A 23,924-nucleotide genomic window follows, 5' to 3' on the forward strand; every position below is an offset into this window, starting at 1 on the left:
AGAGAAATATCGTAGGAATAGCAGGAGGAATCTATGTGAATATCAAAAAAATAAGTGAACTTAGCGGTCTTTCTGCAGATACGATCCGCTACTATGAAAAGATTGCCCTTCTACCACCAGTCAAACGCAATGCTCATGGTGTTCGAGTCTTTGATGAAGAAGATCTCAAGTGGATCGAGTTTACCAGTAAGATGAGAAAAGCAGGACTTTCGATTGAGGCTTTGTCAACCTATTTGGCGTTATTTCGTGAAGGGAGTCAGACAGTTCCTCAAAGAAAACAATTGCTAGCAGAGCAAATCGCAGCATTGCATGAACGAATTGCAACCATGACAGAAGCGGTAGAACGATTGGAATACAAATTGGAACATTATGATGACCACATCATTCCTGCTGAAGCTCGGTTACGCAAAGAAACGTTTACGAATTAATTTTGCAATTACACGCAATCCCTATTAGGATACAGCCAAAATAGGAAAGGAATCGTATGACAAAAGTAATGATTTTCGGTACCCAAGATCCCCTTTCTTCTGTTATCAGAAAACAATTATTAGCGAGAGACGAGACGCTTGTTTTGTACGTGCCAAAAAAGAATCAGACGACATTGCTTGATCCTCAACGAGAAAGCATGTTTCAAGGTGATTTACTAGATCTAGGCAGGATCTTGCGAGGAATGATTGGTTGTGAAATCTTTTGCCTGGTGAAACCAGAGGAAAGCTTCCTGTCAGATCAAATCCCGGAAACAAAAACGACGCACAAGAAAGCTCGAAGCAGTCAAATGACATTATCTATTCGGATGAATGAAGAAGCGATGTGTGACTATACGATTTTGCATCTTCCTGCTTTTTTGCATGAGTGTTCACCTGAATCTGATCTGCAAACGAGCAAGGACAATCAGATAAGAGAATTCGAATTACAAGTAGCAGATCTACTTGCGCAAATCAGTGAGCTGCCAACTTTCTTGGCTAAGAGAACTTTGTTTATTTCGAATCATTTGTTATAAAAAAATCCGTTGAATTAAATAAAGGTTGTCGTTTTAGCGATTACCAGAAGAGTCAAATTTTTCATAGCGACATGAAAAATTTGACTCTTCTTTCTGCTGCTTTTTTTGTTAAAATGACAGCAATATCAAGAAGATCGATAGATTGAAATACAGAAAGGAAACAGGTGGATGACTATCAAACGAATAGGCTTGATTTCATTAGGGGTGTTATGGATCTGTATTGCATTGAACTTCTTTCTTTTACCTCACAGCATTGCCTCGGCCGGGGTGGGCTCAATCGGGTATCTTATAGAAACAGGATTAGCCATTGATCGCCATCTGATTGTCTGGGGAATCAACTTGATTATGTTAGGACTAGCGTTTCTTTTTTTAGAGCGGAAAGTCTTTATCAATACCGTCTTTGGAAGCCTGTTGTTTCCTGTCATATTAGCATGGATTCCTGAATGGATGGTTTGGGAATTTTACCCAGCCTCTTTGATTCTAGGAAGCTTCTTCTTTAGCTTAGGGATATTTACCCTATACTGTATCGGTGCATCCAATGGGGGAGTCACGATCCCACCGTTGATTTTTGAAAAATATTTCGGCATAAAAAAAGCAGTCGGGATCTTCTTGACCAATACAACGATCATTGTTTTGAACTTTCTGGTCTTTGGACTGAGAGAAGCGATCATTTCTGCTTGCTCGATCTATCTCATTGCTTTCTTTATGAGTATCTTGCTCAAAGGGCAGCGTCAATTTGTCAAAAGAAAGGAAGCAAAGGAGTCCACACTTGCATCCGCTCCTGTCAAAGAAAAAAGAACGGCTGGATGAGGGAACCTCTCTTCGATTCCCTTTGTTGATAATCGCGTTCGCGAAGAGAGATTGAGAGCACTGTCGGGACTAAAAAATATCACTTATTCAAAATAACAGCCTCTCTGACATCAATTGTCAGAGAGGCTGTTATTTACTACTTCCCAGAAATAATCAAATTAGTCTAAAGCTTTCTTTTTTGAAAAATCGAACGACTAATGATTAATGACAGAAACGATCCGACTACAGCTATCAGAACAGCTGGTAAGAAGTCCATCAGCTCTGAATTTCCTTGAATATAAGCAATTGTCTGGCTGGACAATGAATAAGGATTGATCTTTTGGAGAGATTCAAAGAGACTGCCCAATACGCCAATACCATAAAAAGCAGCTAAAAAGAGTAAGACTTGGTAAACATTTTTAGCAAATGCGGAGCTTAACAGCAGTAAGCTGATTGACAATAGCCCAAATAACCAATAACTAAAACCCGCACTGATAAGATGATGGGTCAAAGAGTCATTGAAATAAATTCTTGTATAAAGAAGACAAATGAGAAAAGCGGCAGCATAGAAAAGTGTCCAAAGGAAATAAAGATAAAGTGTTTTTGCTAAAAGAATCGTTTGTCTTGGCAATCCCTTTGTGATTAGATTGATCAGAGTTCCTTGCTCAATTTCCGCACAAATCGTATCCGCAAAGAGTATCACAAAAACCAAGAGACCCAATGAACCGATATTGCCATAAAATTGCATCCACGAATCGACGGATGTCGGCGTGGAAACAGTGATTTGGATCCCATCTGTCACCATGGAAGAAAAGATATCCGGCATTATTTTTGCCAGAAAAGGCGAGAGCATGCCCACCATCAGAAAAATCACTCCACAAATGATGATCTTTTTATTCCGCCAGCCGCCTAATACTTCTTTTCTTAAAAAAACTGTTAGCTGCGTCATTTAACTACCTCCAAATAGATTTTTTCTAGCGAGGATTCATTTTTTTGGAAGAGTAAGGGGACCAATTCATTTTCAGCCATGAGTTGCAGCACTTTTTGGCCTTGTTGAAAAGTTTGATTTTCTGGAATAATCAGTTGATGTTTTTCCCTCGTCCAATTAATCGCCGCACCTTTCGCGAGCTGACAGAAATGCTCTGTTTCTTGTGAGGTGGCAAATTGAAGAAGATAATCTTCTTGGCGAAATTGTGTCTTTAATTCTTCCATTTCACCAAAGAGTTTGATCTTTCCCTGATGTAAAATCGCCACGTAATCCGAAATTTGTTCAACATCCGATAAAATATGTGAAGAAAAAAGAACTGTCGTTTCTTGTTTGATGGCAAGTAAAAGATCTAGAAAGGCTTTGCGTCCCAGCGGGTCCAGCGCAGAAGTCGGCTCATCACAAATCAATATTTCTGGTTTTGATAATAAAGATTGTGCAAGACCCAGCCGTTGCCTCATCCCCCGTGAGTAGCTGCTGATTTTTTTGGTATTTTTTTCAAGATTGACCAGCTGAAGAATCTCATCGATTCGGCTAGTCAGCTGTTTGCCAAGACCGCTTATTTTTCCGCAAAAATGCAGGTATTCTGTTGCGGTCATGAAAGAATAGAATTGGGGAACATCCGGTAAGTAGCCTATCTTACGGTTTGTTTGAGCATTTCCGTAGACAACCGGCTCATCGCAGACCGTGATCTGCCCACTATCTGACTTTAGCAAGCCTAAAATCAGCTTCATCGTTGTTGTTTTACCAGCACCATTTTCCCCGACAAAGCCGACAACACTCCCTTTGGGAACGACAAAAGAAATGGCATCTAGAATTTTTCTTTCGCCAAAAGACTTAGATAATTGATTGATCTCAATGACGTTCATTCTTTTTCTCCTTTCCCAAAAGTGAAATACAAAATTGGTCCGATAATACTAATCAAACAAGAAACAAGTATCCATAACGTGCGGTTGCCGAATTTAAAGTGTTTCTGCTTAACGATATCTAAAACAGCAACAAGTATCAACCCGAATTGCAAAAGTGCTAATGGGATCAGAATGGGTAGATAGTCACCAATATTTTCTGGAATGCTCGTGGTCATCATCGTGTTTCCTCCTTTCCATGAGTGTCATCTGCAGTATGGGCGGCTACTGCTTGCAAGCGCTGGAATAATTCTGTAAATGATTGTTGATCTTTGAAGGGCTGCAATAGGGGTGATTCAAGAATCAGCCCTGTCAATTGTTTTTTTACCATATTAGAACTACGGGGCATCTGATTTCCAAGTTCCAACTCATCAATCCAACTTTCGATCTGATCAAAGTACGCATCACCATGAAGGAGATAAGGATCTTCTGTTTTTTCCAGCAATGAGACATAACGAGTCAAAGCGCAAAGCAAGCGGGCACTATTGCCTTGTACAGCAAAAGTGGTCAAACAGGCAGCCAAAAAATTGAGCATAATGACTGGATGTAGTCTGGATAAGTCAAATGTTTCACAAAAGGCCAGCCCTCGTTGGTAAGTTGCTTCCATAGCTTGGGGTTTTTTGGTCAGCAAAAGCGTGTAGTTAGTCAACAGACTGAGTAAAACTGTGACATATTGATAAATGGCACTTTGAAGAACAGTTTCTGCGGCTGAGCCATCTGCCATTTGTTGGTGCGCAGCTGCAATCAAAGATTCCACTGGCAAGAAAACGGGTGTCTTATTTCCTAATACACCTAAAACGTCCTCTGCCTGACCAAGCATAAGCATTGAATAGGCTTCATAATAGCTAGCTTGTTGCAGGAGGTCAGCGGAACCGTTAGTTTTGACTAATTCAAATAATTTAACCGCCTCTTGTAAGTAATACTTTCGTTGATCCTCAACAGTTTTCTCATTATTTGGTACTTGTTCTGTCCTAGTAACTTGAGCTGGAATAGGCAACAGATCCCAATGATTCAGATAAAAAAGTCCCATCTGCAGCAGAAATGGATAGCAGGAATAATAACGGCGAATGAATCCTCTCAGCATAAGTAACACGTCATCAGCGGATTTAGTTTCAAACGAGTCTTTCAACAACTGGTAAATCCGCTTGATTTCTTGAGTTGTTAGCTGAGAATTGATCACTAAAAGATCATCGACGCTGCAATCAAAGAAAGCAGCCAAGAGTGGCAACAAGGTAATATCTGGATAAGATTGGCCCGTCTCCCATTTAGAAACCGAGGCCTTAGAAACACTCATAAAATCAGCTAGCTCTGTTTGAGTGATTTGTTTGTCCTTTCTTCTCTTGGCTATTTCCTGTCCAATTGATAATTCCATGACGCACCTCCATTGAATTGGCTAGCTTTATTGTAGAACAGGAAAGAGAGGAGCACAATGGAGAACAAGTTAACTTTTGATTGATAAAGTTAACCATGGGTTGATAAAGAGTAGCAACACTCTTTTTTCTTGTTGTAAGACGTATTTCAGTGTTTAATGAAAGAAAACGAGGTGAGGGTTCGATATGAAAGTGATAGCAATGATTGACTCATTTAAAGGGAGTGCTACCTCGGAAGAATTAAATCAGGCAGCACTTAAAGGGTTTCCAGTACAATGGGAAAAAGAATCAATCCCCATCGCAGATGGTGGAGAAGGAACAATGGCTGCGTTATTTGCTGCCTATGGAGGACAGTATAAATCCGTAACAAGTGTCGGTCCCCTAGGAGAAGAACGAGTAGTTTCGTATTTACTGACAACAATCAATCAAAAGCGAATAGCGATTATTGAATGTGCAGCAATCATCGGTATCCAATTACTTGATCCTTCAGATCAAACAACCAGACAGGCTAGTTCAAACGGGCTAGGTCTTTTGATCGCAGATGCAATCAATGAAAAAGTAGCACAGATCTATGTAACGTTAGGTGGCAGTGCAACAACAGATGGCGGACTGGGTTTACTGGAAGCATTAGGTGCGGAACTAATGTATCAACCTGCGGCAGATGCGCGCAATCCTTTGTTGACCATAAATTATTTTTCGATAACAGCAGTGCAGAAACTGCTTTCTGGTATCGAACTGTTGGTTTTAGCAGATGTAACTAATCCTTATACTGGAGCTGAAGGATTTGCAACTACTTTCGGACCTCAGAAAGGTGCTTTACCTCAAACGGTACAGGTATTGGAGCAGCAAGCAAAAAAAGTAGCGTATTTCGTGCAGCAAGAATACCAAATTGATTTAAATGGGATCGCTGGAACGGGTGCTGCTGGAGGTATCGGCGGTGCGATGGTCTTACTAGGGGGACAGATCTGTCCTGGATTTATGACCATTGCGAAACTGTTGAAATTAGAGACTAGAATCAGTGATGCTACGTTGATCATCACCGGTGAAGGCCGTTTTGACCGTCAAACTGCAGCCGGAAAAGTGCCATTAGGTGTGGCCAAAATCGCACAGCCCCATGCTATTCCAGTTGTTGCATTGTGTGGGCAAAGGGAGCCTGATCTAGGAGAGATCGGTCAGTATTTTGCTGGTATTTTCAGTATTCAACCAGGCCCACTTCTCCTTGATGAAGCAATGAAAAAAAGTGTAACGCTCGCAAATATGGCAGAAACCGCACAGGCTATCGCGATGTTTCATGAAAAAATCACAAGAGCGAATCATGGTGATGGTGGAGGAAATGGATCTTTCTAATAGAGCGTTTTTTTAATGGGCATTTTTTTCATATTAGACTGAAATAATCGACCGTTTATTTTTAAGAATCCCCCCTATACTTATAGACAAGCGAAAGCTAAAAAGACATTAGGGGGAATGACAATGAAGTGGTATCAAATTTCAAAAGAACAATTGATGAAGCAGCTACAGTCCGATCGTCAGGGACTTTCAAATAAAGAACGTCAGGCACGGTTAGAAGCAGATGGTGCAAATCGCATTGCAGAAAAAGTTCAAATCAAAACTTGGCAAAAAATCGCAAAACATTTTACGGATCTGTTGATGATCGTGTTAATGGTTGCTGCAGCTTTAAAGGCTGTTACAGGTGATTATGTAGAAAGTGGCATCATTCTTTTAGTTGTTATCATCAACGGCATTGTGGGTTACTGGCAGGAACGAAAAGCGGAAGAATCTTTGGACGGCTTAAAACAAATGATGGGCCAAGAAGCCGTAGTCATTGTGGAAGGACTGCAGCAAACTGTTGCCGCAGAGTCAATCGTTCAAGGAGATTTAGTCTCATTGAAGGCGGGCGATGTCGTACCAGCGGATATGCGATTGATCGAAAATCATGGATTGGTCGTAGAAGAGTCGATCTTAACTGGAGAATCTGAGCCAGTCAAGAAAACAGAACACGTCATCACAGAAAACAGTATTATTGGAGATCAAAAGAACATGGTCTTCTCTGGTACACTTGTTCAAAGTGGGTCAGCTATCGGTGTGGTAGTAGCAACTGGCGACGAGACAGAAATCGGTAAGATCAATCAAGCTTTGCAGTCAGTGAAATCACAAGAGACACCGTTGGTAAAGAAAATGCATCAGTTAAACAAGCAGATTTTTCGCGGTATTGTCGCGCTGATTCTCTTCTTAATTTTCTTTACCGCATTCCGGTATGGTCTAGAACTAAACGTGTTGTTTTCCTCAGTGATCGCGTTAATCGTAGCAATGGTTCCGGAAGGATTACCAGCTGTTTTAACCATGATTTTGTCAATGGGTGTCAAAGAAATGGCAGATCAGCAAGCAATCATCAAGACGATGCCGTCGGTGGAAACGCTTGGTGCAATGACAGTCATTTGTTCGGACAAAACAGGAACGTTGACAAAAAATGAAATGACCGTTGTAGATACTGTCACTGTAACCGAAAAAGAGCAAGCGCTCATGTACGATATCATGGCAAATTGTCAAGATCTGAAACAAGATAGTTCTCAGCGGGCAGCAGATTTGCAAGGTAATCCTACTGAGCGGGCGCTGCTGCAGTTTGTGGAGACTCAGGAATTACCCTTGCAACAAGTTGCAGCAAAAATTCCTTTTAGCTCTACTTACAAGTACATGGCAACTTTACATCCTTTGCAAGAGGATCAATCAATCTTATATGTAAAAGGCGCTCCAGAAGTTTTGCTAAATAAAAGTCAGTTATCAGAAGATCAAGTATCCTATTGGCAGCAAGCGGCTTCTGAGCTAGCACAGAAAGGACAGCGGGTCTTAGGGTTCGCATACAAGACAGTTCCAGCATCCAGTCAAGTTGCTCATGAAGGAGTCACTGATTTAGTCTTCATAGGTCTTGCAGGAATCATTGATCCGCCAAAAGACAGTGCAATCAAAGCAGTGAGAGAGTCCTTACAAGCGGGGATCAGAGTCAAAATGATCACAGGAGACCACAAAGAAACGGCGCAAGCCATCGGCGAGCAAGTCGGGTTGAAACATACGAAGAAAGTTCTTGAAGGATTAGATATCGACCAAATGACCGATGAGGAGTTGGCACAGCAAGTCAATCACGTGGATGTTTTTGCTCGGACGACGCCAGAGCACAAGCTACGAATTGTGACCGCTCTACAAAATAATGGTGAGATCGTAGGCATGACCGGAGACGGTGTCAATGATGCTCCCGCATTGAAAAAAGCAGATATCGGGATCGCTATGGGGATCAAAGGAAGTGAAGTAAGCAAGCAAGCAGCCGATATGGTTTTGGCAGATGATAACTTCCATACAATCGCGAATGCAGTCAAAGAAGGGCGACGGATCTTTGACAATCTGAAAAAAACTATCAACTTCTTTTTGCCAACAGCATTAGCGCAAGGATTGATTGTCATTTTTGCTCTCTTGTTAAATCGTCCATTACCTTTGACTCCAGTTCAGATCCTGTGGGTCAATATGGTAACAACAATTACATTGTCTTATGCACTAGGATTCGAAAAAGCGAGTAAAGATGTGATGGATCGGCCGCCTCGTCCAGTCAATGAAGGAATTCTTTCCATGTACAGCATGTTCCGAATCGTCTATGTTTCTCTACTGATCATGATTCCTGCTTACTTTTTGTCCATGCAATTTGAAGGGCAAGCAGTCCAGCAAACGATTCTCCTGCAGAACATCGTATTAGGACAAGCAGTATACATGTTGAATTGTCGGGAGCTTTTAGAGCCAGCATTGAACAAGAGTATGTTCCAAAATCGGGCACTGTTCATTTCTCTAGGAATCTTGGTGATCTTGCAAGGAATGGTTCTGGTGTTGCCAGTTGCGCAGCAACTGATTGGGACAACTACATTGACGCTTGTACAGCATCTTAGTATCGCAGCAAATGGCTTCTTACTCTTTGCAGTGGTTGAAGTTGAAAAGCATCTAATGAAGCGGCGCGCCAATCGGCAAAATACAAAAACAACCAATGAACTAAGCTAAGTCATTGGTTGATCAGATAATATGTTTGGATGAGCTCAGTCAATTGATTGAGCTCATTTTTAGTTGGCAGCATTGAAAGATAGAAGACTGGTAATTTGGGATCATCCAAAGGGACGTTCGAAATAATGAAGTCGTCATTTCGAGTAGTCATCCCTGCGAATTCAGCTGGTTCGACTGGGACTAATTCGATCCTAGAACCCAAATAATCACTTATTTCCTGTTGCAAGAAAACTTTCCATGCTGGTTCTCCTTGAAAGAAGAAGAAAGCTCGGGTCGTTACTGGTCGTGCCTGAAGCACAGCTTGTTGTACGAGGAGTGAAGCCATATTCAAGATATACTTAGGTTCATCGGTTACAATGGCAAATTTTGGATCTAAGATAAATTTCCGTAATCGTTCAAAAATTGCTTGATAGTTGTGTTGACGAATGTGCATCATTTCTTGATACTCTAATTGAAATTGTTCAGACAGTTTTGCGGATTCATTGAATTTTAAGACCAAAAGCAGCAAATTGTCCGCTAACTGGGTTTCAGAAAGTAGGGGAATCGCCAATTCTTGCCCAAGTTCTTGAACAAATCGCTGGACGGATTGTTTGATTTCCTGATAGGCATCTAGTGTGACAGCAATTTTGCTTGTCCACTGATTGTTGTAATTCCAACTTTCCAGAAAACAATAGAAACTAAAGAAACACTCCTCCTGATTCAAATAGACGCCTTCTTTTTGATAAACTTGCTGGAGCGACTGCTGATATTGTAAAAAAAGCGGATCTAAAGGATCAAAAGCGAGTGCATTGACCCGACAATTGGCTTTGATTCGGATTGTATTGATGAAGAACCAGCAAGTGCCAAAAATTTCTTCAGAAAGAACGTCCAACTCTTGACGTTTCAGTGACTGTAAAAAGATAAGATAATGTGATTCATGAATAGCATAATCTTCAAAGAAATAATTATTGTGGGTAAAAGGCAGCAGCAGACGATGGAAGAAAACTCGAATGCTGATCTCACTACCTGACAGTTTGGCTTGCTTGGCGTTCAACTGAATTCGAATATTGTATGGTTTAATGCCACGGTTGATTTTTGTAACATGACGTTTCAATGTTTCAAAAGAGATACCACTGTCGTGCAAGAAAGATTGTGTTGAGATTCCTTTTGCAAAGAATAACTGTTTGATCAACATAGCGCCAATTGAAAGCGGCAGGAAGCTTTCCCATAATTGATTGGTTAGTTGGGAATCTTTTTTAAGTAAAGAAAAGCCATTACTTGTCGCTTCGATTTCCCATCCGTCAGGCAATTGCTCTCGAATATACTGAATATCTGTAAAGACAGTCCGCTCTGTAGTTTGAATCGAAGCAGCCAATGCCTTTGCCGTAATCGTTTTGTGATTGGATAACTCTTCAAGAAGCAGGATCTGCCGTAATAAATCTTTTTCTGTAATGATACTTTTCATCATTGTATCCATAGAAAGCTTCCTCTCCGATTCAGAATAAGCTGATTGGTAAAAAGTTTTCTTTTATTTTACCTCGCATTGATTCAGATTGCTATTTCTTTTTCGTATAAAAAAGGAGGGGAGCAGGATTTTTGCTTGGATCATTCAAGCACAGTAGTATTCCATAAGGTCTTGTGGCATCTTGAATTCTACTGTAGCTCATTTATTAACTATTCTTATTCCGAAAACGACAAGTTTTGGGGTTCCGTTGGGTAATACTGTTCACTATTAAATTCGGTTGTTTGAATATCATTGGGAACGATTTCTAAACAAAAATCATCAGCCCACAAAGTGCCTTTTCCCTGCAACAAAAACCCAAAATTTAAAACTTCAGCTTCCTGTGAGACATCTAAGACAGAAGAATAATAATTCCAATCATTTGTGCCTGTTACTGGACGATTCTGCATATTATCGAACGCTAATTGTTCAAAATTCTTGCCATCAATTCTCAACCAAATTCCTCCCCAACCTTCAATTGATTCTGATTTTAGGTATGCGCTTAATCGCACACGTTGATTAATGTAATTTTTTGCACTCACTTGTTGCATAACAGTTGCAAAATTCTCTGTGTATAAGCTCTCTGTTTGGCTCATTTTTACTGACTGATTTCCACTATGAAAATTCATTTGATCAATTGTCACTTCATATTTGTCAAAATTATTTCCAGAAAGCAACCAGCCATTTATTTTTGTCTCACACATTTTTTGATTCCCCCTAAAAAAGTTTTTAAATTGGATTCTATATTGTCGAGGAGGGAGTTGATAATAGGACTTAAAAACTCTGGAAAACGCCTCTTGTGAGGAAAAACCGCTGATCAGAGCAATTTCGATAATCTTCAATTCGCTCTTCAAAAGTAGTAGGGAAGCATGGGCCATACGTCTTTTTTGAAGATATTTATATACTCCCATGCCCAGTTGTTTTTTAAATACACGCTGAAAATGAAATTCTGACATGCCGGCTTTTTTTGCAATTTCTTTTGAGGAGAGATCGCCAGTCAAATTATTTTCAATGTAGAGTAATGCCAGTTGAATGTCTTTTGTATAATCCATAAATCACCTCACTGCCTCCTTGTATGTAGAATACATCTTTTATTGGAAGGTTTTTTGATAATTAATGCTTTTTTACGATAGGTATGAAATCTAGTGTAACAACGATAAGTTTTATTGAAAAGTACGAATAGAGTACTTGTTAACGTTCATTTTCCTAGAGATGATTATAACCAATAAAAGAACTGAGTTCGAGACACAATCATTTCTTTTGAAAAAAAAGTGAATAGGAGTAAAATATAAGTGAAAAAATGAACATTAGGAGGAAAAAATATGTGTACATCAATTACTTATTCAACGCGAGATCACTATTTTGGTAGAAACTTTGATTATGAGCTGTCTTATGAAGAAGTAGTCACGATTACTCCTAGGAACTATAAGCTGTCTTTTCGAAAAGTTGGTGAGTTATCACAGCATTATGCGATGATCGGGATTGCTGCTGGTATAGCGGATTATCCGCTGTATTATGATGCTACCAATGAAAAAGGTTTAAGCATGGCTGGGTTAAATTTTGCTGGTTTTGCAGATTACAAAGAACCGGTTGAGAATAAAGACAATGTCACACCATTTGAATTCATTCCCTGGATATTAGGGCAATGCAGCACTGTAGCTGAAGCAAAAGAATTGTTGAATAAAATCAATTTGGTTAATATCAATTTTAGCGAAAATCTTCCGCTATCGCCTTTACACTGGTTATTAGCGGATAAAGAATCTTCAATCGTTGTAGAAAGTATGAAAGACGGACTTCATATCTATGATAATCCTGTTGGTGTCCTAACGAACAATCCTTCTTTTGACTATCATTTGTTCAATTTAAATAACTATCGTTCTTTATCTAGTAAAACGCCAACCAATACCTTCTCAGATGCAATCGAATTGAATGAGTATAGTCGAGGAATGGGCGGAATTGGGTTGCCTGGGGATTTGTCCTCGATGTCTCGATTTGTGAAGGCTGCATTCACGAAACTGAATTCTGTATCTGGTGATTCAGAATCAGAAAGTATCAGCCAATTTTTCCATATTTTAGGGTCTGTCGAACAGCAAAAAGGATTATGTGATGTGGGAGACGGGAAATATGAATATACCATTTATTCTTCTTGCTGCAATGTCGACAAAGGGATTTATTACTATCGGACCTATGAAAATAGTCAAATCGTCGCTGTAGATATGCATAAAGAAGACTTAGACAGTGAAAAACTGATTAGTTATCCGTTAGTTGAACAACAGCAAATACACGTTGCTAATTAATCGGTAAATAACTTTCAGAGAAGAACGGTAGCGTACGTATCGCTTGGATGAAGCGATCGAAAGAGAAGGTGGTTTTTACTGCTAAGAAATACGACAGAAGATAATTGATGACTGGCAGCAATGACCAACACCTTTAGATAATTGATTTATGAATCCGTGTGTTACAGTTTTTTCGTGATAACTCGGACATTCGTGAGATGAAAAAATAAAAGAACTTGCTAGTTTGATAAGATGCACTTTTTGGTTGAACAAAGAGTGCATCTTTGATTTATATTTGGCACAGATTGGGCACAAAGCAAAATAAAAACCGCTAAGGCCAAGGGTCCTTAGCGGTAAAACAACGTTTTTTGAATACGGGTTCACCTAAGTAATTTCAATTAAGGAAGTTCATGAGTTTTATTCTTCTGGATAATCGAAAGGGATATCAGGATAGGCAAAATTTTCTTTGATTACTTTTTTGCTGTTTATATAACCAGTTCCAGTGATCACGTAAGTAAATTCAACTTTTTTATCTGGGAGACGACACACAAAGTTATAAATTAATTCACAATCTTCTACTTTCGGTAAATAGTTTTTAGGTAGGCAATCTCCATTATAAAATTTTCCATTTTTTTTAATTTCTTTTTTCCATTTTTCAAAATCTTTTTTAGTAGTGATTTTTTTTGAAAAATTGGTTTCCTGTTTGGTTGATTGTCGATAAGTATCTTTTACCAATAGGATTTCTTTTTTAGGAATTTTATCTATTCGGGCTATAAAGTCATCAATCTTTTTGTCAGATGTATATTCATGATATTTAAAATAACTGACATATAACAATAATCCAACTATTACAAAAAGAACAAACCCTATTAAAAAGAACCTGATTTTTTTCATAAATAAACACTCCTTCAATAGGTTCCAACTTTATAGGGTTTGTAGGAACTAGTAAATAAATTAGGCAAAGCACTCGGAGCAATGAAAGTAAGTCCTGAAGCAAAGCTTTGCATGACTGGAGATGAACCACTACCATACCAAAAAGCATGAAAGACCAATTTTGAACAGTAAGTTGGATTCATAGACAACGTGTTAGGTCCAATGAAATAGTCATAGTAACGATTCTTTTTGTATCCACCAGATGAGTTCCAAAATGTTTTATCGGCATAATTTGCACACTGATTAGCCATTCCTTTATTAGGGATACGCCAGATTTGTATCCACTTATCTATATTTTTGCTAGGACTCACACCTTCTTGATCCTCATTTCCCCACAGCCAATTATGCTTTGAATATTGATGGTTATTATTTTTCATGACTCCAGTAGGCCATTTATCTATTACTTTTCCCCCAGTCATTTCCAAGATATAGTTATCACTAGTGGCGATTGCTGCATGCCCCATACCACCACTGACAACAATAATATCTCCTTTACGAAGATCACGTTTGAAACGGTCTGCGTTTTGCTTTTGGGTTGCACGTTTTTGCCGTTGATTATTGCGAGGAGAATGTCCTTCTCCATCCGGGAAGGCACTGTAATTTAATATTTCTCCAAACCAGTTATCATAGGTTAATCCAGCGCCAACAACTTCTTTCATTTCTTCATAAGTTGTTTTATTTACTTGATAATTCTCTTGAAAAGCTTCATAGGAGTATAATTCTCGATTAACTTTTCCTTCAGCGATTCCTTTTTCATATAATTCTTTAATTTTCGTTGCTTCTTGATCTGTTAGTTCTGGAGAATTTGTTTGATCAGAATCATATTTTACTTTGTTTTCGTCTTCCATATCCCAAAGAGATGTTCGAGATTCTTGCTCTGATGAAGTGGCTGTAGTAGGTGCTGTTTCTTCTTCAAGTGAGTTTGTTAGTATTGGATCAGAAATATCAGTTGATGAAACGGTTATTAAGGTGTTGCTTGTATCGGTGGTAGTAGTTGAACGCGTTGAGTGTTCTTCTGAATAAGCGTTTCCAATGCAGCTTAGACCAATGAATAACAAAGAGAGAATGGAGAGGACGATAAATAATCTTTTCATTTAATTCACGCCTTTCTGTAGTGTTATTATTGTATATATATTATATCTAAGTGGAGATTAACATTAATAATGTAAAAAAACAACTTACGCCTTTGTCACATGATTATTGAACAACCGAAAAAGGTTTTTCCACTAAGAACCTTTTTACTTAGAATCGAGGAGAAGATTTTTTCTTTAATGATGGTTAGTTTCAATAATGATGGTTAGTTTCATTTTTTTAAACCTACAAGCTTAGTAGGATAGTGAATAAAAGACAGGCTACATGAGATGAGCGCTTCTCCTATAGATATTCTTTGCGTCACCTTAGCTCAGAAAAATTTATGATTTCACGTGACAAAAAAGTTCAAATTCTTGTCGCCCGATAAATACAAGATTTGACAAGCTTAATTTCGATAGATTCGTGTAATCTGTGTGCTTATAAAACTAGTATGACGTAAAAAGGTCCCGGGATGTCCATAAACGGTAAACAAAAACCGCTAGGAATTCATATTCCTAACGGTTTGTATATAGAACGTATGATAATATAACGTCACAGGAGGGATTCGAACCCCCGACCGTCCGCTTAGAAGGCGGATGCTCTATCCAGCTGAGCTACTATGACAAGTCAGCAACAAATAACATTATAGAAAAAGGAGCGCCTAATGTCAATCGCTTTTCGCTATTTTTGCCAACTTTCTTTAAAATGACTCGTTACTCGCTGGTTGTAGCCACGTCCACATGATCTGCTTCTTTCGTAATAAGAATAACGCCATCTCCTAAGGGAATTAAGCTAGAAGTCAGTTGGGGATGATCCATCACTGTATTGAGGAAAAGGTTTAGTTTACGGTGGATGGCCCGTTGTCCTCGTGGAATGTCTTCTATAGGATCTAAAATCGTTCCTGCCTGAAAGACGTCATCGACCATTAACACGCCGCCTTTACGTAAAAGTCGTAAGCACTCCGGTAAAAATTCGATGTATTTAGACTTTGCACTATCCATGAAAATAAAATCGTAAGGACCATCAAGTGTCGGCAAAACGTCTGCTGCCTGTCCCTCTAAAAGAGTGACTTTATCCTCAAGGCCCAATTGTTTGTAAGTTTCTCTGGCTTTTTTGATCATGACATCATAGCGATCGATGGTAGTTACGTGACCATCACCTACATACTGTGCCATCAAACTTGAAGAAAAGCCGATTGCTGTACCGATTTCTAATATTTGCTTGGGCTTCATTTGTCCTAATAAAAATTGCAGGAACACCACTGTCTCATGCGGAATAATAGGAACTTCTTTTTCATGAGCTGCCTGTTCGATTTGACCTAATTTCCCAGTTAATTGCTTTTGTTTTTCCCGCATAAACGCCACTAGTTCTTTTTTTACTACTGGACGATGCATCATTTCGTTACGCATCCTGATCCTCCTAAATAATTTCTGTTACTTATTATACGGATAACTCTCTTTGAGTTCAATCCTTTCTACTTGGGAAAAGAACAGATTTTTTGCTCAGTAAGACAAAAAAACCAGTCGAATGACTGGTAGGGGAGAAAGGTTGAAAAATAATTTTTGGTATACAATGATACTAACAGAGCAATGTTTAAATTGTGTTAAGAGTCTGTGAAGATATAACCAGTATTCGCTGAAAAAAATCTGTTTTAAAGGAACGTATTTCAAAATAATTTCTTACTTCTAAGAGATATGAAGAGAGAAAAGGACACTTTTATTTCTTTTTCTCTAATATTATCTATCTAAATATTCAGAAAATTCAATTAAAAGCATTGACAGATGCAGTGTCTTTCGGTATCTTCTTATATAAGGTAACGAGAAGCAGAAAGTGACAGGTGAATAAAATGAATAGAAATAAGCCGATGAACACTAGCAACTTATTATTACCGTGAGGACTCTTTTTTGTATTTCATGATCTGATGACGTGAAACAGAAGAGTCCTATTCGCATTGCATAAAGGGAAGACCTTTATGGAGTGCTTTTTTTATACCCTAAAAGAACAAATGAGCCAGAGGAGGAATCAGTTTGAGACAGATCCAGTTTTTTGACACCACCCTTCGAGATGGAGAACAGACTCCAGGAGTGAATTTCAATACGAAAGAAAAGGTACAGCTTGCTTTACAGCTGGAAAAATGGGGAATTGATACAATTGAGGCAGGTTTTCCAATTGCTTCGGAAGGAGACTTTGCAGCGGTTCAAGCAATCGCAACTGCTGTATCCACGATGACAGTGGCAGGTCTGGCACGCTGTCAAATTAAAGATATTGATCGCGCTTATGAGGCATTAAAGCAAGCAGTAAGTCCCCAGATCCATGTGTTTTTGGCAACCAGTGAAGTCCATCGCCGTTATAAATTAGCCATGACTAAAGAAGAAGTAATCCGAGCAATCAAAGAACACGTTACCTATGCTAGAACCTTATTTGACAAGGTTCAATTTTCTCCAGAAGATGCGACCCGCACAGAAAAAGATTTTCTGTTAGAAGCGGTCCAAACAGCGATCGATGCCGGGGCGACCATCATCAATATTCCAGATACCGTTGGCTATAGTAATCCCACTGCCTATGGCGAATTATTTGCCTATTTGATTGCCAATACCAAAAGCAAGGAACCGATTATGTTTTCCTCCCACTGTCACGATGATCTGGGAATGGCAACGGCGAATGCTCTGGCAGCTATTGAGAACGGAGCCACTCGTGTGGAAGGAACGATCAATGGCATTGGTGAACGGGCCGGAAACACGGCGTTGGAAGAGGTGGCATTAGCATTGCATGTGCGTCAAGATTTCTATGACTGCACAACGAATATTCAGTTAGGCGAAACCAAACGAACCAGTGACCTAGTCGCTCGACTATCAGGGATCGCTGTTCCTAAGAATAAAGCGATCGTTGGAGGAAACGCCTATGCACATGAATCGGGCATCCATCAAGACGGCGTCTTGAAGAATCCTGAGACATACGAGATCATTACGCCGCAATTAGTCGGTGTTCAAACAAATTCGCTACCGCTGGGAAAATTATCTGGTCGGCATGCGTTTATAGAAAAGATGAATCAATTAGGCTATCAGTTTGACTCTGAGGAAACAAATGCATTGTTTAAACGATTCAAAGAACTGGCAGACAAAAAGAAACAAGTAACGGAGCAGGATTTGCTGGCGTTAGCAGCGGATCAAGGTCGCACGCAAACAGAGGGCGTTGAATTAGAGGCTGTTCAGCTACAATATGTCTCCAATGGTCATCAAGGTGCCGTGGTATCGATCACAAAAGATCATCAATCTTATGTTGCCTCAGCAATTGGCGCTGGGAGCATTCAAGCAATCTATAATTCGATCGACCAGATTTTTGATCAGCAACCGCGACTGCTAAATTATGAAATCACGGCTCTTACGAGTGGAGAAGATGCGCAAGCAGAAGTGCATGTAGCTATCGAATGCGCAGAGACAAACCGACAAATCAGTGGGATCGGTGTTGATTTTGATGTGCTGCAAGCTTCTGCAAAAGCCTATGTACAAGCCAGCGCTGCTTTGAAGAATCGAGGCGAGAATAAATGAAAAAAATCGTCGTTCTTGCTGGTGATGGCATCGGACCGGAGATCATGACCAGTGCATTGCAAATTGTAAAGGCGTGTTTGCCAAGCAACCCGTATTTCTCTTTTGAGTCTTATGCATTTGGCGGACAAGCCATTGAGCAGTATGGCACACCACTGCCAAAAAAAACATTGCAAGCTTGTCAGCAAGCGGATGCCATTTTGCTCGGAGCCATTGGAGATCCCAAGTGGGAAAATGCAGCTTATACACCGGAAAAAGGTTTATTGGACTTGCGGCGCGCGCTTGATCTTTATGCCAACATTCGCCCCATCAAAGTAACGGATGCTTTTTTACCCTTTTCTCCTTTGAAAGAGCAGATCGTTAAAGGAACCGATCTGGTACTGGTAAGAGAATTGACGAGCGGCATCTATTTTGGAGAAAAAAAGCTATCGGCAACAGAGGCTTCGGATCTGAATTATTACCATAGGGAAGAGATTCGCCGTATCTTACGAAAGGCGTTTCAGATCGCACGAACTAGACAACGGCGAGTAGTGTCCGTGGACAAGGCCAATGTTTTGGCAACAAGCAAATTATGGCGAAAGGTGGCGAATGAAGTAGCGCAAGAATTTCCCGATTGTCAGTTAACACACCAATATGTTGATTCTGCCGCTATGAAGATCTTGCAACAGCCAACTGCATTCGATGTGATTGTGACTGAAAATCTTTTTGGCGATATTCTCAGCGATGAGGCGTCAGTCCTACCAGGATCATTAGGTGTTTTGGCTAGTGCAAGTCATAGTCTTTCTGGGGTTTCACTGTATGAGCCGATTCACGGTTCAGCACCGGATATTGCCGGCAAAGATATTGCTAATCCCATTTCAATGATTCTGTCTGTGGGGATGATGCTAACTTCTTTTGGGATGAAATCAATTGCTGATCAGATGGAGCAGGCGTGCTATCAAGTGATGGAAGATGGGGTCGTGACTTGTGATCTTGGAGGAAATACTACTACAACAGAATTTACGGATGCGGTAATCAAAAAATTAGGGGGCTACTGAATGGGGAAAACATTATTTGACAAACTTTGGGAACGTCATGTAGTGCTGGAAGAAGGTGAGGCACAGCTGTTATATATCGATCTGCATCTGATCCATGAAGTGACTTCTCCTCAAGCTTTTGAAGGACTGAGGCAAGCTGGCCGGCGTGTTCGTTGCCCTGAAAAGACCTTTGCAACGATGGACCACAATGTCCCGACTAAAGATATTTTTACGATCACGGATTTGGTTGCAAAGAAACAGATAGATACACTGCGCAACAACTGCCAAGCATTTGGGATACAGTTATGTGACAATGGCTCAGCCCGACAAGGAATCGTACACATGGTTGGCCCGGAAACCGGTCTGACACAACCGGGGAAGACGATCGTTTGTGGAGACTCTCATACAGCCACACATGGCGCGTTTGGAGCTATCGCTTTTGGTATTGGCACAAGTGAGGTGGAGCATGTTTTTGCAACTCAAACGATTTGGCAAACGAAACCAAAACGTATGGGGATTGAGATCAAGGGAACTTTGCAACCGGGCGTCTACGCTAAAGATATCATTCTTGCCCTGATCGCCACTCACGGTACGGATTTTGGAGTAGGTCATGCCATTGAATTTTATGGAGAAACAATCCGGAATCTGTCAATGGAGGAGCGCATGACGATTTGTAATATGTCGATTGAAGGTGGGGCGAAGATAGGGCTGATTGCCCCTGATGAAACAACCTTTGCTTATGTCGCGGGTCGGGAATATGCACCCAAAGAGCTCGCTGACGCAATTGCAGACTGGCAAACGCTAAAAACCGACGAAGATGCTGTTTTTGATACCCAATTGACACTTGATGCCTCTCAGCTGGAACCTTATATTACGTGGGGAACCAATCCTGAGATGGGAGTGCCTATCAGTGGAGTCTTTCCTGAAATTCGTGACCATAATGATGAACAAGCTTATCAATATATGGCATTGCACCCTGGACAGCGAGCCGAAGATATTCCAATTGAATATATTTTTATCGGTTCCTGCACAAATGGTCGACTCTCTGACTTGCAAGAAGCCGCAACTATTTTGGAAGGAAAAAAAATCAAAGATGGGGTCACAGGCATCGTGGTTCCAGGATCACGTCCAGTTAGAAAAGCGGCAGAAAAACTGGGGTTAGATCAGATCTTTAAAGATGCAGGTTTCGAATGGCGAGAACCTGGTTGTTCCATGTGCCTAGGCATGAATCCAGATAAAGTACCAGCGGGCGTCCATTGTGCTTCTACATCAAATCGGAACTTCGTTGGACGTCAAGGTAAGAATGCCCGTACCCATTTATGCAGTCCGGCAATGGCTGCGGCTGCCGCTGTTTATGGACGCTTTGTAGATGTTCGAGAAATCGTCGGGAGGAAAAATTAATGGAAGCCTTCACTTACTATCAAGGGAAAACGATCCCATTAATGAATGATAATATTGATACGGATCAAATTTTACCGAAAAATTATTTAAAACGGGTTGAAAAGACAGGATTTGGTCAATACCTTTTTGATGACTGGCGCTATTTACCAAATCGCCGTTCAAATCCTGAATTTATTTTGAACTTTCCAGAATACAAAGAAGCATCTATCCTCATTTCTGGAGATAATTTTGGTTCTGGTTCTTCGCGTGAACATGCGGCTTGGGCGCTGATGGACTACGGCTTTCGTGCAGTGATTGCCGGCAGTTTTAGCGATATTTTTTATATGAATGCAACGAAAAACGGCTTGCTGCCTATCGTTTTATCGCTTTCTGCTCGTCAAGTATTGGCAGCATTGGCTCCTGATGAGAGGATCGCTATTGATCTTCCCAAACAGCAAGTAACTGTCAAACAAACGGTCTATCCTTTTGAGATCGATGCAACATGGAAGCATAAACTGGTCAATGGATTAGATGAGATTGGCATCACGTTGCAAGAAGAAGGAAAAATCACTGCTTATGAAAAAACAATCCCTCATTATCGCCGCAACTAAAAGACAGAATTGCGAGATGCTAGTGCAAGCCATGCTCTCTGATGCGATTCAAGCCAGACCAATCTTGATGGATCCGCTCAGCCAATGTTCGATTATAAAAAATGGCAGCGGGATGATACATTGGAACAATCAGGTATTGTTTGTCAGACCACGTATAACCATTTTTTTCAGCATTCAACTGTTGGATCGCACTTCTGATTGGCTGCCCATGAACATTTGTAATGGAATAGCGATTGCCTAATAATCTTTGTAACCCGATGTTTCCAACCGTAGCAATCAAAGGCGGATCCACCTTTTGGATTTCGTAATCCAATAAAGGCGCATGCAACAAGACTTCTTTTTTTGTTGGCGTTCGATTGGGGTGCACTACTTCATGTGCGCCACTTCGTTTGTTGATTCGTTCTTTGATCGAATAGGGACGGCTCCGTACTGCACTCGTGATATATACCTCTTCACGTCTCAGTCCGACTAACGCCAAAGAGGCCATCAGTTCTTTGCCTGCTTGGCCACTGAAAGGAATAAAATTCTCGATTTCGGTCCGTCCAGGTGCTTCACCAACGATCATTAATTTGGGATGAAGCGGTCCTTGACCAGGAACAAACCCTTCAAGCTGATAGGCTTTTGATTGTTCAATGATTGGCTCAGCTAGTTTTTTTGGGTAGTTCATTTTAACACCTCATTTGTTTCTTTCTTCTATAGTAAAACAACTTACTTAAAAAAAATAGTAAAGCGGCATGACGAAAATAAATCATTATTTTTCATTGACTTTACGGAAACATTTTGATAAAGTTAATCTGTTGTAATTGTGGACTCCACAGCTACAACCGCACAGAACAAGTTATTAAGTACGAAAGTCACTTGGGATGGCGAGTCTAAGTATAATAGAAGGAGGTGCTTTAGAGCATGTACGCAATTATCAAAACTGGTGGTAAACAAGTAAAAGTTGAAGTGGGTCAAGCAATCTATGTTGAAAAATTAGATGTAGAAGCTGGACAAAAAGTTACTTTTGATGAAGTGATCTTAGTAGGTGGCGAATCAACAAAAGTAGGTGCCCCAATCGTTGCTGGTGCAACTGTTGAAGGAACTGTAGAAAAACACGGCAAACAAAAGAAAGTCGTAACTTTCAAATACAAACCTAAAAAACATTCACACCGCAAACAAGGTCACCGTCAACCTTACACAAAAGTTGTTATTGACGCAATCAATGCATAATTCTTACGAAAAGTAGGGTAACGAATATGATCAAAGGGACATTCAAGCGTAATGACTCTGGTCGGATTGTTTCTTTTGAACTTACCGGTCACGCGCAAGCAGGAGAATATGGCAAAGACATCGTCTGCGCAGCTGCTTCAGCATTAGCGATCAGTGCGGTAAATGGGATCGATGCTTTGGCTGGTGTAACACCAATCGTTGAAGCGAACAATGAAGAAGGTGGCTACCTTCTTGTTAAACTTGTTCCTCGTTTGACCCAAGAGCAGTCGAATATCTCTCAGATTCTTTTAGAGAATCTATTGATTGGTCTGCAATCTGTTCAAGAAGAATACAGCGATTATATCCAAATCAAAACAATCAAAGAAAACTAGGAGGTGCATCTCATGTTGATGAAAATGAATTTGCAATTCTTCGCTCACAAAAAAGGTGGCGGTTCTACTTCTAACGGACGCGACTCTCAATCAAAACGTTTAGGTGCTAAACGTGCTGATGGTCAAACTGTTTCAGGTGGATCAATCCTTTATCGCCAACGCGGTACTAAAATTTACCCAGGAGTAAACGTAGGTATCGGTGGAGATGATACATTATTTGCAAAAGTTGACGGTGTTGTTCGTTTCGAACGTAAAGGCCGCGACAAAAAGCAAGTTTCTGTATACCCAGTAGCGCAAGAAGCTTAATAATACAGTTAGATGATTTACTATATCCTTAGTAAGTCATCTTTTTTTATTCGGTTTATTTGAAAGCGATTTAATTAGAGGAGGTCTGAAATGATCCGGTTAAAACCAATCACAAAAGAGAATTATCGTGGCTGTATTGAACTAAAAACAACCAAAGAACAAGAAAAATTTGTTGCGCCTAATTGGTATTCTTTGCTGGAAGCTGTATATGAAGAAGCTCGGCAGGCTTTTGCGATTTATCATCAGGAAGAAATGATCGGTTTCTTATTGTTTAGTTATTACGAAGCGGATGAAGATTATGCAAAAGAATCATGGTGGATCGAGCGTTTTATGATTGATCATCGCTTTCAGCAAAAAGGATATGGATCACAGGCAATGGAAGCAGCGATTGAATGGTTCCGGCAGGCGATCCAAGCAAAAGAACTACGAATTTCTTCCGTTAAAGAAAATACGATCGCTAAACAAATGTACGAAGGTTTTGGATTTGTTGCAACTGGAGAGTTTGTAAATGATGAGACCGTGTTGTTGAAAGAATGGAGATAATCTAGTTGAAAATAAACTCATGGTGGTGTTGGATGTGAGGAGCCGACAGCCATGAGTTTTTTTGCACTTGAAAGACTGCTGTTGTAAGTCCGGGGA

Annotated in this window: 24 protein-coding genes, 1 tRNA gene and 1 other annotated feature; of the genes, 14 read left to right on the forward strand and 11 right to left on the reverse strand. The window is 40.2% G+C overall.

Features of this window, described 5'->3' with window-relative positions; all coding sequences use genetic code 11:
• Positions 1 to 35: 35 nt before the first annotated feature.
• The 3 genes from ACTFWY_RS07415 to ACTFWY_RS07425 all read left to right on the forward strand — a co-directional run bounded on the left by ACTFWY_RS07415 (position 36) and on the right by ACTFWY_RS07425 (position 1,810).
• Positions 36 to 428 carry a MerR family transcriptional regulator gene (locus ACTFWY_RS07415; protein WP_003126151.1) on the forward strand — a complete coding sequence of 131 codons (393 nt, stop codon included), beginning with the start codon at positions 36 to 38 and terminating at the stop codon, positions 426 to 428.
• 56 nt (positions 429 to 484) lie between these two features.
• Positions 485 to 1,000, forward strand: coding sequence for a hypothetical protein (locus ACTFWY_RS07420; protein ID WP_311828249.1), 516 nt, complete (start codon positions 485 to 487; stop codon positions 998 to 1,000).
• Positions 1,001 to 1,168: 168 nt separating this feature from the next.
• Positions 1,169 to 1,810 (forward strand): YitT family protein, encoded by a 642-nt coding sequence (locus tag ACTFWY_RS07425; protein WP_208774076.1) that lies wholly within the window; start codon positions 1,169 to 1,171, stop codon positions 1,808 to 1,810.
• A gap of 163 nt (positions 1,811 to 1,973) precedes the next feature.
• On the opposite strand, the gene ACTFWY_RS07430 is transcribed toward ACTFWY_RS07425, so the two are convergent.
• Genes ACTFWY_RS07430 through ACTFWY_RS07445 form a run of 4 tightly spaced genes read right to left on the reverse strand, consistent with a single transcriptional unit; the run spans position 1,974 to position 5,051 of the window.
• On the reverse strand, positions 1,974 to 2,738 hold the full coding sequence (locus ACTFWY_RS07430; protein ID WP_003126156.1) for an ABC transporter permease subunit: 765 nt from the start codon (positions 2,736 to 2,738) through the stop codon (positions 1,974 to 1,976).
• Complete coding sequence (locus ACTFWY_RS07435) at positions 2,735 to 3,643, reverse strand: ABC transporter ATP-binding protein (protein ID WP_311828250.1); 909 nt, start codon at positions 3,641 to 3,643, stop codon at positions 2,735 to 2,737. The genes ACTFWY_RS07430 and ACTFWY_RS07435 overlap by 4 nt, the downstream gene beginning before the upstream one ends.
• Entirely contained in the window at positions 3,640 to 3,861 is a 222-nt protein-coding gene (locus tag ACTFWY_RS07440; protein ID WP_003126159.1) for a PLD nuclease N-terminal domain-containing protein, read from the reverse strand. The genes ACTFWY_RS07435 and ACTFWY_RS07440 overlap by 4 nt, the downstream gene beginning before the upstream one ends.
• Positions 3,858 to 5,051 carry a helix-turn-helix domain-containing protein gene (locus ACTFWY_RS07445; RefSeq protein WP_311828251.1) on the reverse strand — a complete coding sequence of 398 codons (1,194 nt, stop codon included), beginning with the start codon at positions 5,049 to 5,051 and terminating at the stop codon, positions 3,858 to 3,860. The genes ACTFWY_RS07440 and ACTFWY_RS07445 overlap by 4 nt, the downstream gene beginning before the upstream one ends.
• 184 nt (positions 5,052 to 5,235) lie before the next feature.
• On the opposite strand from ACTFWY_RS07445, the gene ACTFWY_RS07450 reads away from it, so the two are divergent.
• Positions 5,236 to 6,396: a glycerate kinase family protein gene (locus tag ACTFWY_RS07450; RefSeq protein WP_311828252.1), complete on the forward strand. Its 1,161-nt coding sequence runs from the start codon at positions 5,236 to 5,238 to the stop codon at positions 6,394 to 6,396.
• 123 nt (positions 6,397 to 6,519) lie between these two features.
• Positions 6,520 to 9,084: an HAD-IC family P-type ATPase gene (locus tag ACTFWY_RS07455; protein ID WP_311828253.1), complete on the forward strand. Its 2,565-nt coding sequence runs from the start codon at positions 6,520 to 6,522 to the stop codon at positions 9,082 to 9,084.
• A 1-nt stretch (position 9,085) separates the two neighbouring features.
• Here ACTFWY_RS07455 and ACTFWY_RS07460 read toward each other — a convergent pair whose 3' ends face one another.
• A complete protein-coding gene (locus tag ACTFWY_RS07460) occupies positions 9,086 to 10,540 on the reverse strand; it encodes a helix-turn-helix domain-containing protein (RefSeq protein ID WP_103299652.1) in 1,455 nt (484 codons plus the stop codon).
• A 203-nt stretch (positions 10,541 to 10,743) separates the two neighbouring features.
• Positions 10,744 to 11,616, reverse strand: coding sequence for a helix-turn-helix domain-containing protein (locus tag ACTFWY_RS07465; RefSeq protein WP_005471117.1), 873 nt, complete (start codon positions 11,614 to 11,616; stop codon positions 10,744 to 10,746).
• A 270-nt stretch (positions 11,617 to 11,886) separates the two neighbouring features.
• Between ACTFWY_RS07465 and bsh the strand changes: the two genes are divergently transcribed.
• Positions 11,887 to 12,861 carry a choloylglycine hydrolase gene (gene bsh / locus ACTFWY_RS07470; protein WP_003126166.1) on the forward strand — a complete coding sequence of 325 codons (975 nt, stop codon included), beginning with the start codon at positions 11,887 to 11,889 and terminating at the stop codon, positions 12,859 to 12,861.
• Positions 12,862 to 13,257: 396 nt separating this feature from the next.
• Here the strand turns inward: bsh and ACTFWY_RS07475 are convergent, their stop codons facing one another.
• From ACTFWY_RS07475 to ACTFWY_RS07490, 4 genes are all read right to left on the reverse strand, one after another.
• Complete coding sequence (locus ACTFWY_RS07475) at positions 13,258 to 13,734, reverse strand: DUF3139 domain-containing protein (protein ID WP_113849561.1); 477 nt, start codon at positions 13,732 to 13,734, stop codon at positions 13,258 to 13,260.
• Between the two features lie 14 nt (positions 13,735 to 13,748).
• Positions 13,749 to 14,867, reverse strand: coding sequence for a hypothetical protein (locus ACTFWY_RS07480; RefSeq protein WP_311828325.1), 1,119 nt, complete (start codon positions 14,865 to 14,867; stop codon positions 13,749 to 13,751).
• A 527-nt stretch (positions 14,868 to 15,394) separates the two neighbouring features.
• Positions 15,395 to 15,468: transfer RNA gene (locus ACTFWY_RS07485), tRNA-Arg, on the reverse strand.
• An 89-nt stretch (positions 15,469 to 15,557) separates the two neighbouring features.
• Entirely contained in the window at positions 15,558 to 16,253 is a 696-nt protein-coding gene (locus tag ACTFWY_RS07490) for an O-methyltransferase (RefSeq protein ID WP_003126170.1), read from the reverse strand.
• A gap of 618 nt (positions 16,254 to 16,871) precedes the next feature.
• Between ACTFWY_RS07490 and ACTFWY_RS07495 the strand changes: the two genes are divergently transcribed.
• Genes ACTFWY_RS07495 through leuD form a run of 4 tightly spaced genes read left to right on the forward strand, consistent with a single transcriptional unit; the run spans position 16,872 to position 21,396 of the window.
• Positions 16,872 to 18,392 (forward strand): 2-isopropylmalate synthase, encoded by a 1,521-nt coding sequence (locus tag ACTFWY_RS07495; RefSeq protein ID WP_005471121.1) that lies wholly within the window; start codon positions 16,872 to 16,874, stop codon positions 18,390 to 18,392.
• Positions 18,389 to 19,426 (forward strand): 3-isopropylmalate dehydrogenase, encoded by a 1,038-nt coding sequence (leuB, locus tag ACTFWY_RS07500; RefSeq protein ID WP_103299661.1) that lies wholly within the window; start codon positions 18,389 to 18,391, stop codon positions 19,424 to 19,426. The genes ACTFWY_RS07495 and leuB overlap by 4 nt, the downstream gene beginning before the upstream one ends.
• Positions 19,427 to 20,806 (forward strand): 3-isopropylmalate dehydratase large subunit, encoded by a 1,380-nt coding sequence (gene leuC, locus ACTFWY_RS07505; protein ID WP_003126173.1) that lies wholly within the window; start codon positions 19,427 to 19,429, stop codon positions 20,804 to 20,806.
• Complete coding sequence (leuD, locus tag ACTFWY_RS07510; RefSeq protein ID WP_103299663.1) at positions 20,806 to 21,396, forward strand: 3-isopropylmalate dehydratase small subunit; 591 nt, start codon at positions 20,806 to 20,808, stop codon at positions 21,394 to 21,396. The genes leuC and leuD overlap by 1 nt, the downstream gene beginning before the upstream one ends.
• Before the next feature lie 19 nt (positions 21,397 to 21,415).
• Here leuD and ACTFWY_RS07515 read toward each other — a convergent pair whose 3' ends face one another.
• The gene (locus ACTFWY_RS07515) at positions 21,416 to 22,063 is read right to left on the reverse strand and encodes a uracil-DNA glycosylase (RefSeq protein WP_311828326.1); all 648 of its coding nucleotides are present in this window, start codon (positions 22,061 to 22,063) and stop codon (positions 21,416 to 21,418) included.
• 145 nt (positions 22,064 to 22,208) lie between these two features.
• Positions 22,209 to 22,280: a sequence feature (ribosomal protein L21 leader region), on the forward strand.
• A 19-nt stretch (positions 22,281 to 22,299) separates the two neighbouring features.
• Between ACTFWY_RS07515 and rplU the strand changes: the two genes are divergently transcribed.
• The 4 genes from rplU to ACTFWY_RS07535 all read left to right on the forward strand — a co-directional run bounded on the left by rplU (position 22,300) and on the right by ACTFWY_RS07535 (position 23,828).
• Positions 22,300 to 22,608, forward strand: a complete 309-nt coding sequence (gene rplU, locus ACTFWY_RS07520; protein ID WP_005225751.1) for a 50S ribosomal protein L21 — start codon at positions 22,300 to 22,302, stop codon at positions 22,606 to 22,608.
• A gap of 26 nt (positions 22,609 to 22,634) precedes the next feature.
• Complete coding sequence (locus ACTFWY_RS07525) at positions 22,635 to 22,979, forward strand: ribosomal-processing cysteine protease Prp (protein WP_003126178.1); 345 nt, start codon at positions 22,635 to 22,637, stop codon at positions 22,977 to 22,979.
• 12 nt (positions 22,980 to 22,991) lie between these two features.
• Positions 22,992 to 23,285, forward strand: coding sequence for a 50S ribosomal protein L27 (gene rpmA / locus ACTFWY_RS07530; RefSeq protein ID WP_003126181.1), 294 nt, complete (start codon positions 22,992 to 22,994; stop codon positions 23,283 to 23,285).
• A 90-nt stretch (positions 23,286 to 23,375) separates the two neighbouring features.
• Positions 23,376 to 23,828 carry a GNAT family N-acetyltransferase gene (locus ACTFWY_RS07535; RefSeq protein ID WP_003126182.1) on the forward strand — a complete coding sequence of 151 codons (453 nt, stop codon included), beginning with the start codon at positions 23,376 to 23,378 and terminating at the stop codon, positions 23,826 to 23,828.
• Positions 23,829 to 23,924 lie beyond the last annotated feature (96 nt).

It is taken from the genome of Enterococcus sp. 125944, assembly GCF_051909435.1.
In the GTDB taxonomy this organism is placed as follows: domain Bacteria; phylum Bacillota; class Bacilli; order Lactobacillales; family Enterococcaceae; genus Enterococcus_D; species Enterococcus_D gallinarum.

Bases quoted from the DNA above. Each gene is read 5' to 3' on its own strand.
- ACTFWY_RS07420 (WP_311828249.1), top strand. From the start codon at position 485: ATGACAAAAGTAATGATTTTCGGTACCCAAGATCCCCTTTCTTCTGTT.
- ACTFWY_RS07425 (WP_208774076.1), top strand. From the start codon at position 1,169: ATGACTATCAAACGAATAGGCTTGATTTCATTAGGGGTGTTATGGATC.
- ACTFWY_RS07430 (WP_003126156.1), bottom strand. From the start codon at position 2,738: ATGACGCAGCTAACAGTTTTTTTAAGAAAAGAAGTATTAGGCGGCTGG.
- ACTFWY_RS07435 (WP_311828250.1), bottom strand. From the start codon at position 3,643: ATGAACGTCATTGAGATCAATCAATTATCTAAGTCTTTTGGCGAAAGA.
- ACTFWY_RS07440 (WP_003126159.1), bottom strand. From the start codon at position 3,861: ATGATGACCACGAGCATTCCAGAAAATATTGGTGACTATCTACCCATT.
- ACTFWY_RS07445 (WP_311828251.1), bottom strand. From the start codon at position 5,051: ATGGAATTATCAATTGGACAGGAAATAGCCAAGAGAAGAAAGGACAAA.
- ACTFWY_RS07450 (WP_311828252.1), top strand. From the start codon at position 5,236: ATGAAAGTGATAGCAATGATTGACTCATTTAAAGGGAGTGCTACCTCG.
- ACTFWY_RS07455 (WP_311828253.1), top strand. From the start codon at position 6,520: ATGAAGTGGTATCAAATTTCAAAAGAACAATTGATGAAGCAGCTACAG.
- ACTFWY_RS07460 (WP_103299652.1), bottom strand. From the start codon at position 10,540: ATGGATACAATGATGAAAAGTATCATTACAGAAAAAGATTTATTACGG.
- ACTFWY_RS07465 (WP_005471117.1), bottom strand. From the start codon at position 11,616: ATGGATTATACAAAAGACATTCAACTGGCATTACTCTACATTGAAAAT.
- bsh (WP_003126166.1), top strand. From the start codon at position 11,887: ATGTGTACATCAATTACTTATTCAACGCGAGATCACTATTTTGGTAGA.
- ACTFWY_RS07475 (WP_113849561.1), bottom strand. From the start codon at position 13,734: ATGAAAAAAATCAGGTTCTTTTTAATAGGGTTTGTTCTTTTTGTAATA.
- ACTFWY_RS07480 (WP_311828325.1), bottom strand. From the start codon at position 14,867: ATGAAAAGATTATTTATCGTCCTCTCCATTCTCTCTTTGTTATTCATT.
- ACTFWY_RS07490 (WP_003126170.1), bottom strand. From the start codon at position 16,253: ATGCGTAACGAAATGATGCATCGTCCAGTAGTAAAAAAAGAACTAGTG.
- leuB (WP_103299661.1), top strand. From the start codon at position 18,389: ATGAAAAAAATCGTCGTTCTTGCTGGTGATGGCATCGGACCGGAGATC.
- leuC (WP_003126173.1), top strand. From the start codon at position 19,427: ATGGGGAAAACATTATTTGACAAACTTTGGGAACGTCATGTAGTGCTG.
- leuD (WP_103299663.1), top strand. From the start codon at position 20,806: ATGGAAGCCTTCACTTACTATCAAGGGAAAACGATCCCATTAATGAAT.
- ACTFWY_RS07515 (WP_311828326.1), bottom strand. From the start codon at position 22,063: ATGAACTACCCAAAAAAACTAGCTGAGCCAATCATTGAACAATCAAAA.
- rplU (WP_005225751.1), top strand. From the start codon at position 22,300: ATGTACGCAATTATCAAAACTGGTGGTAAACAAGTAAAAGTTGAAGTG.
- ACTFWY_RS07525 (WP_003126178.1), top strand. From the start codon at position 22,635: ATGATCAAAGGGACATTCAAGCGTAATGACTCTGGTCGGATTGTTTCT.
- rpmA (WP_003126181.1), top strand. From the start codon at position 22,992: ATGTTGATGAAAATGAATTTGCAATTCTTCGCTCACAAAAAAGGTGGC.
- ACTFWY_RS07535 (WP_003126182.1), top strand. From the start codon at position 23,376: ATGATCCGGTTAAAACCAATCACAAAAGAGAATTATCGTGGCTGTATT.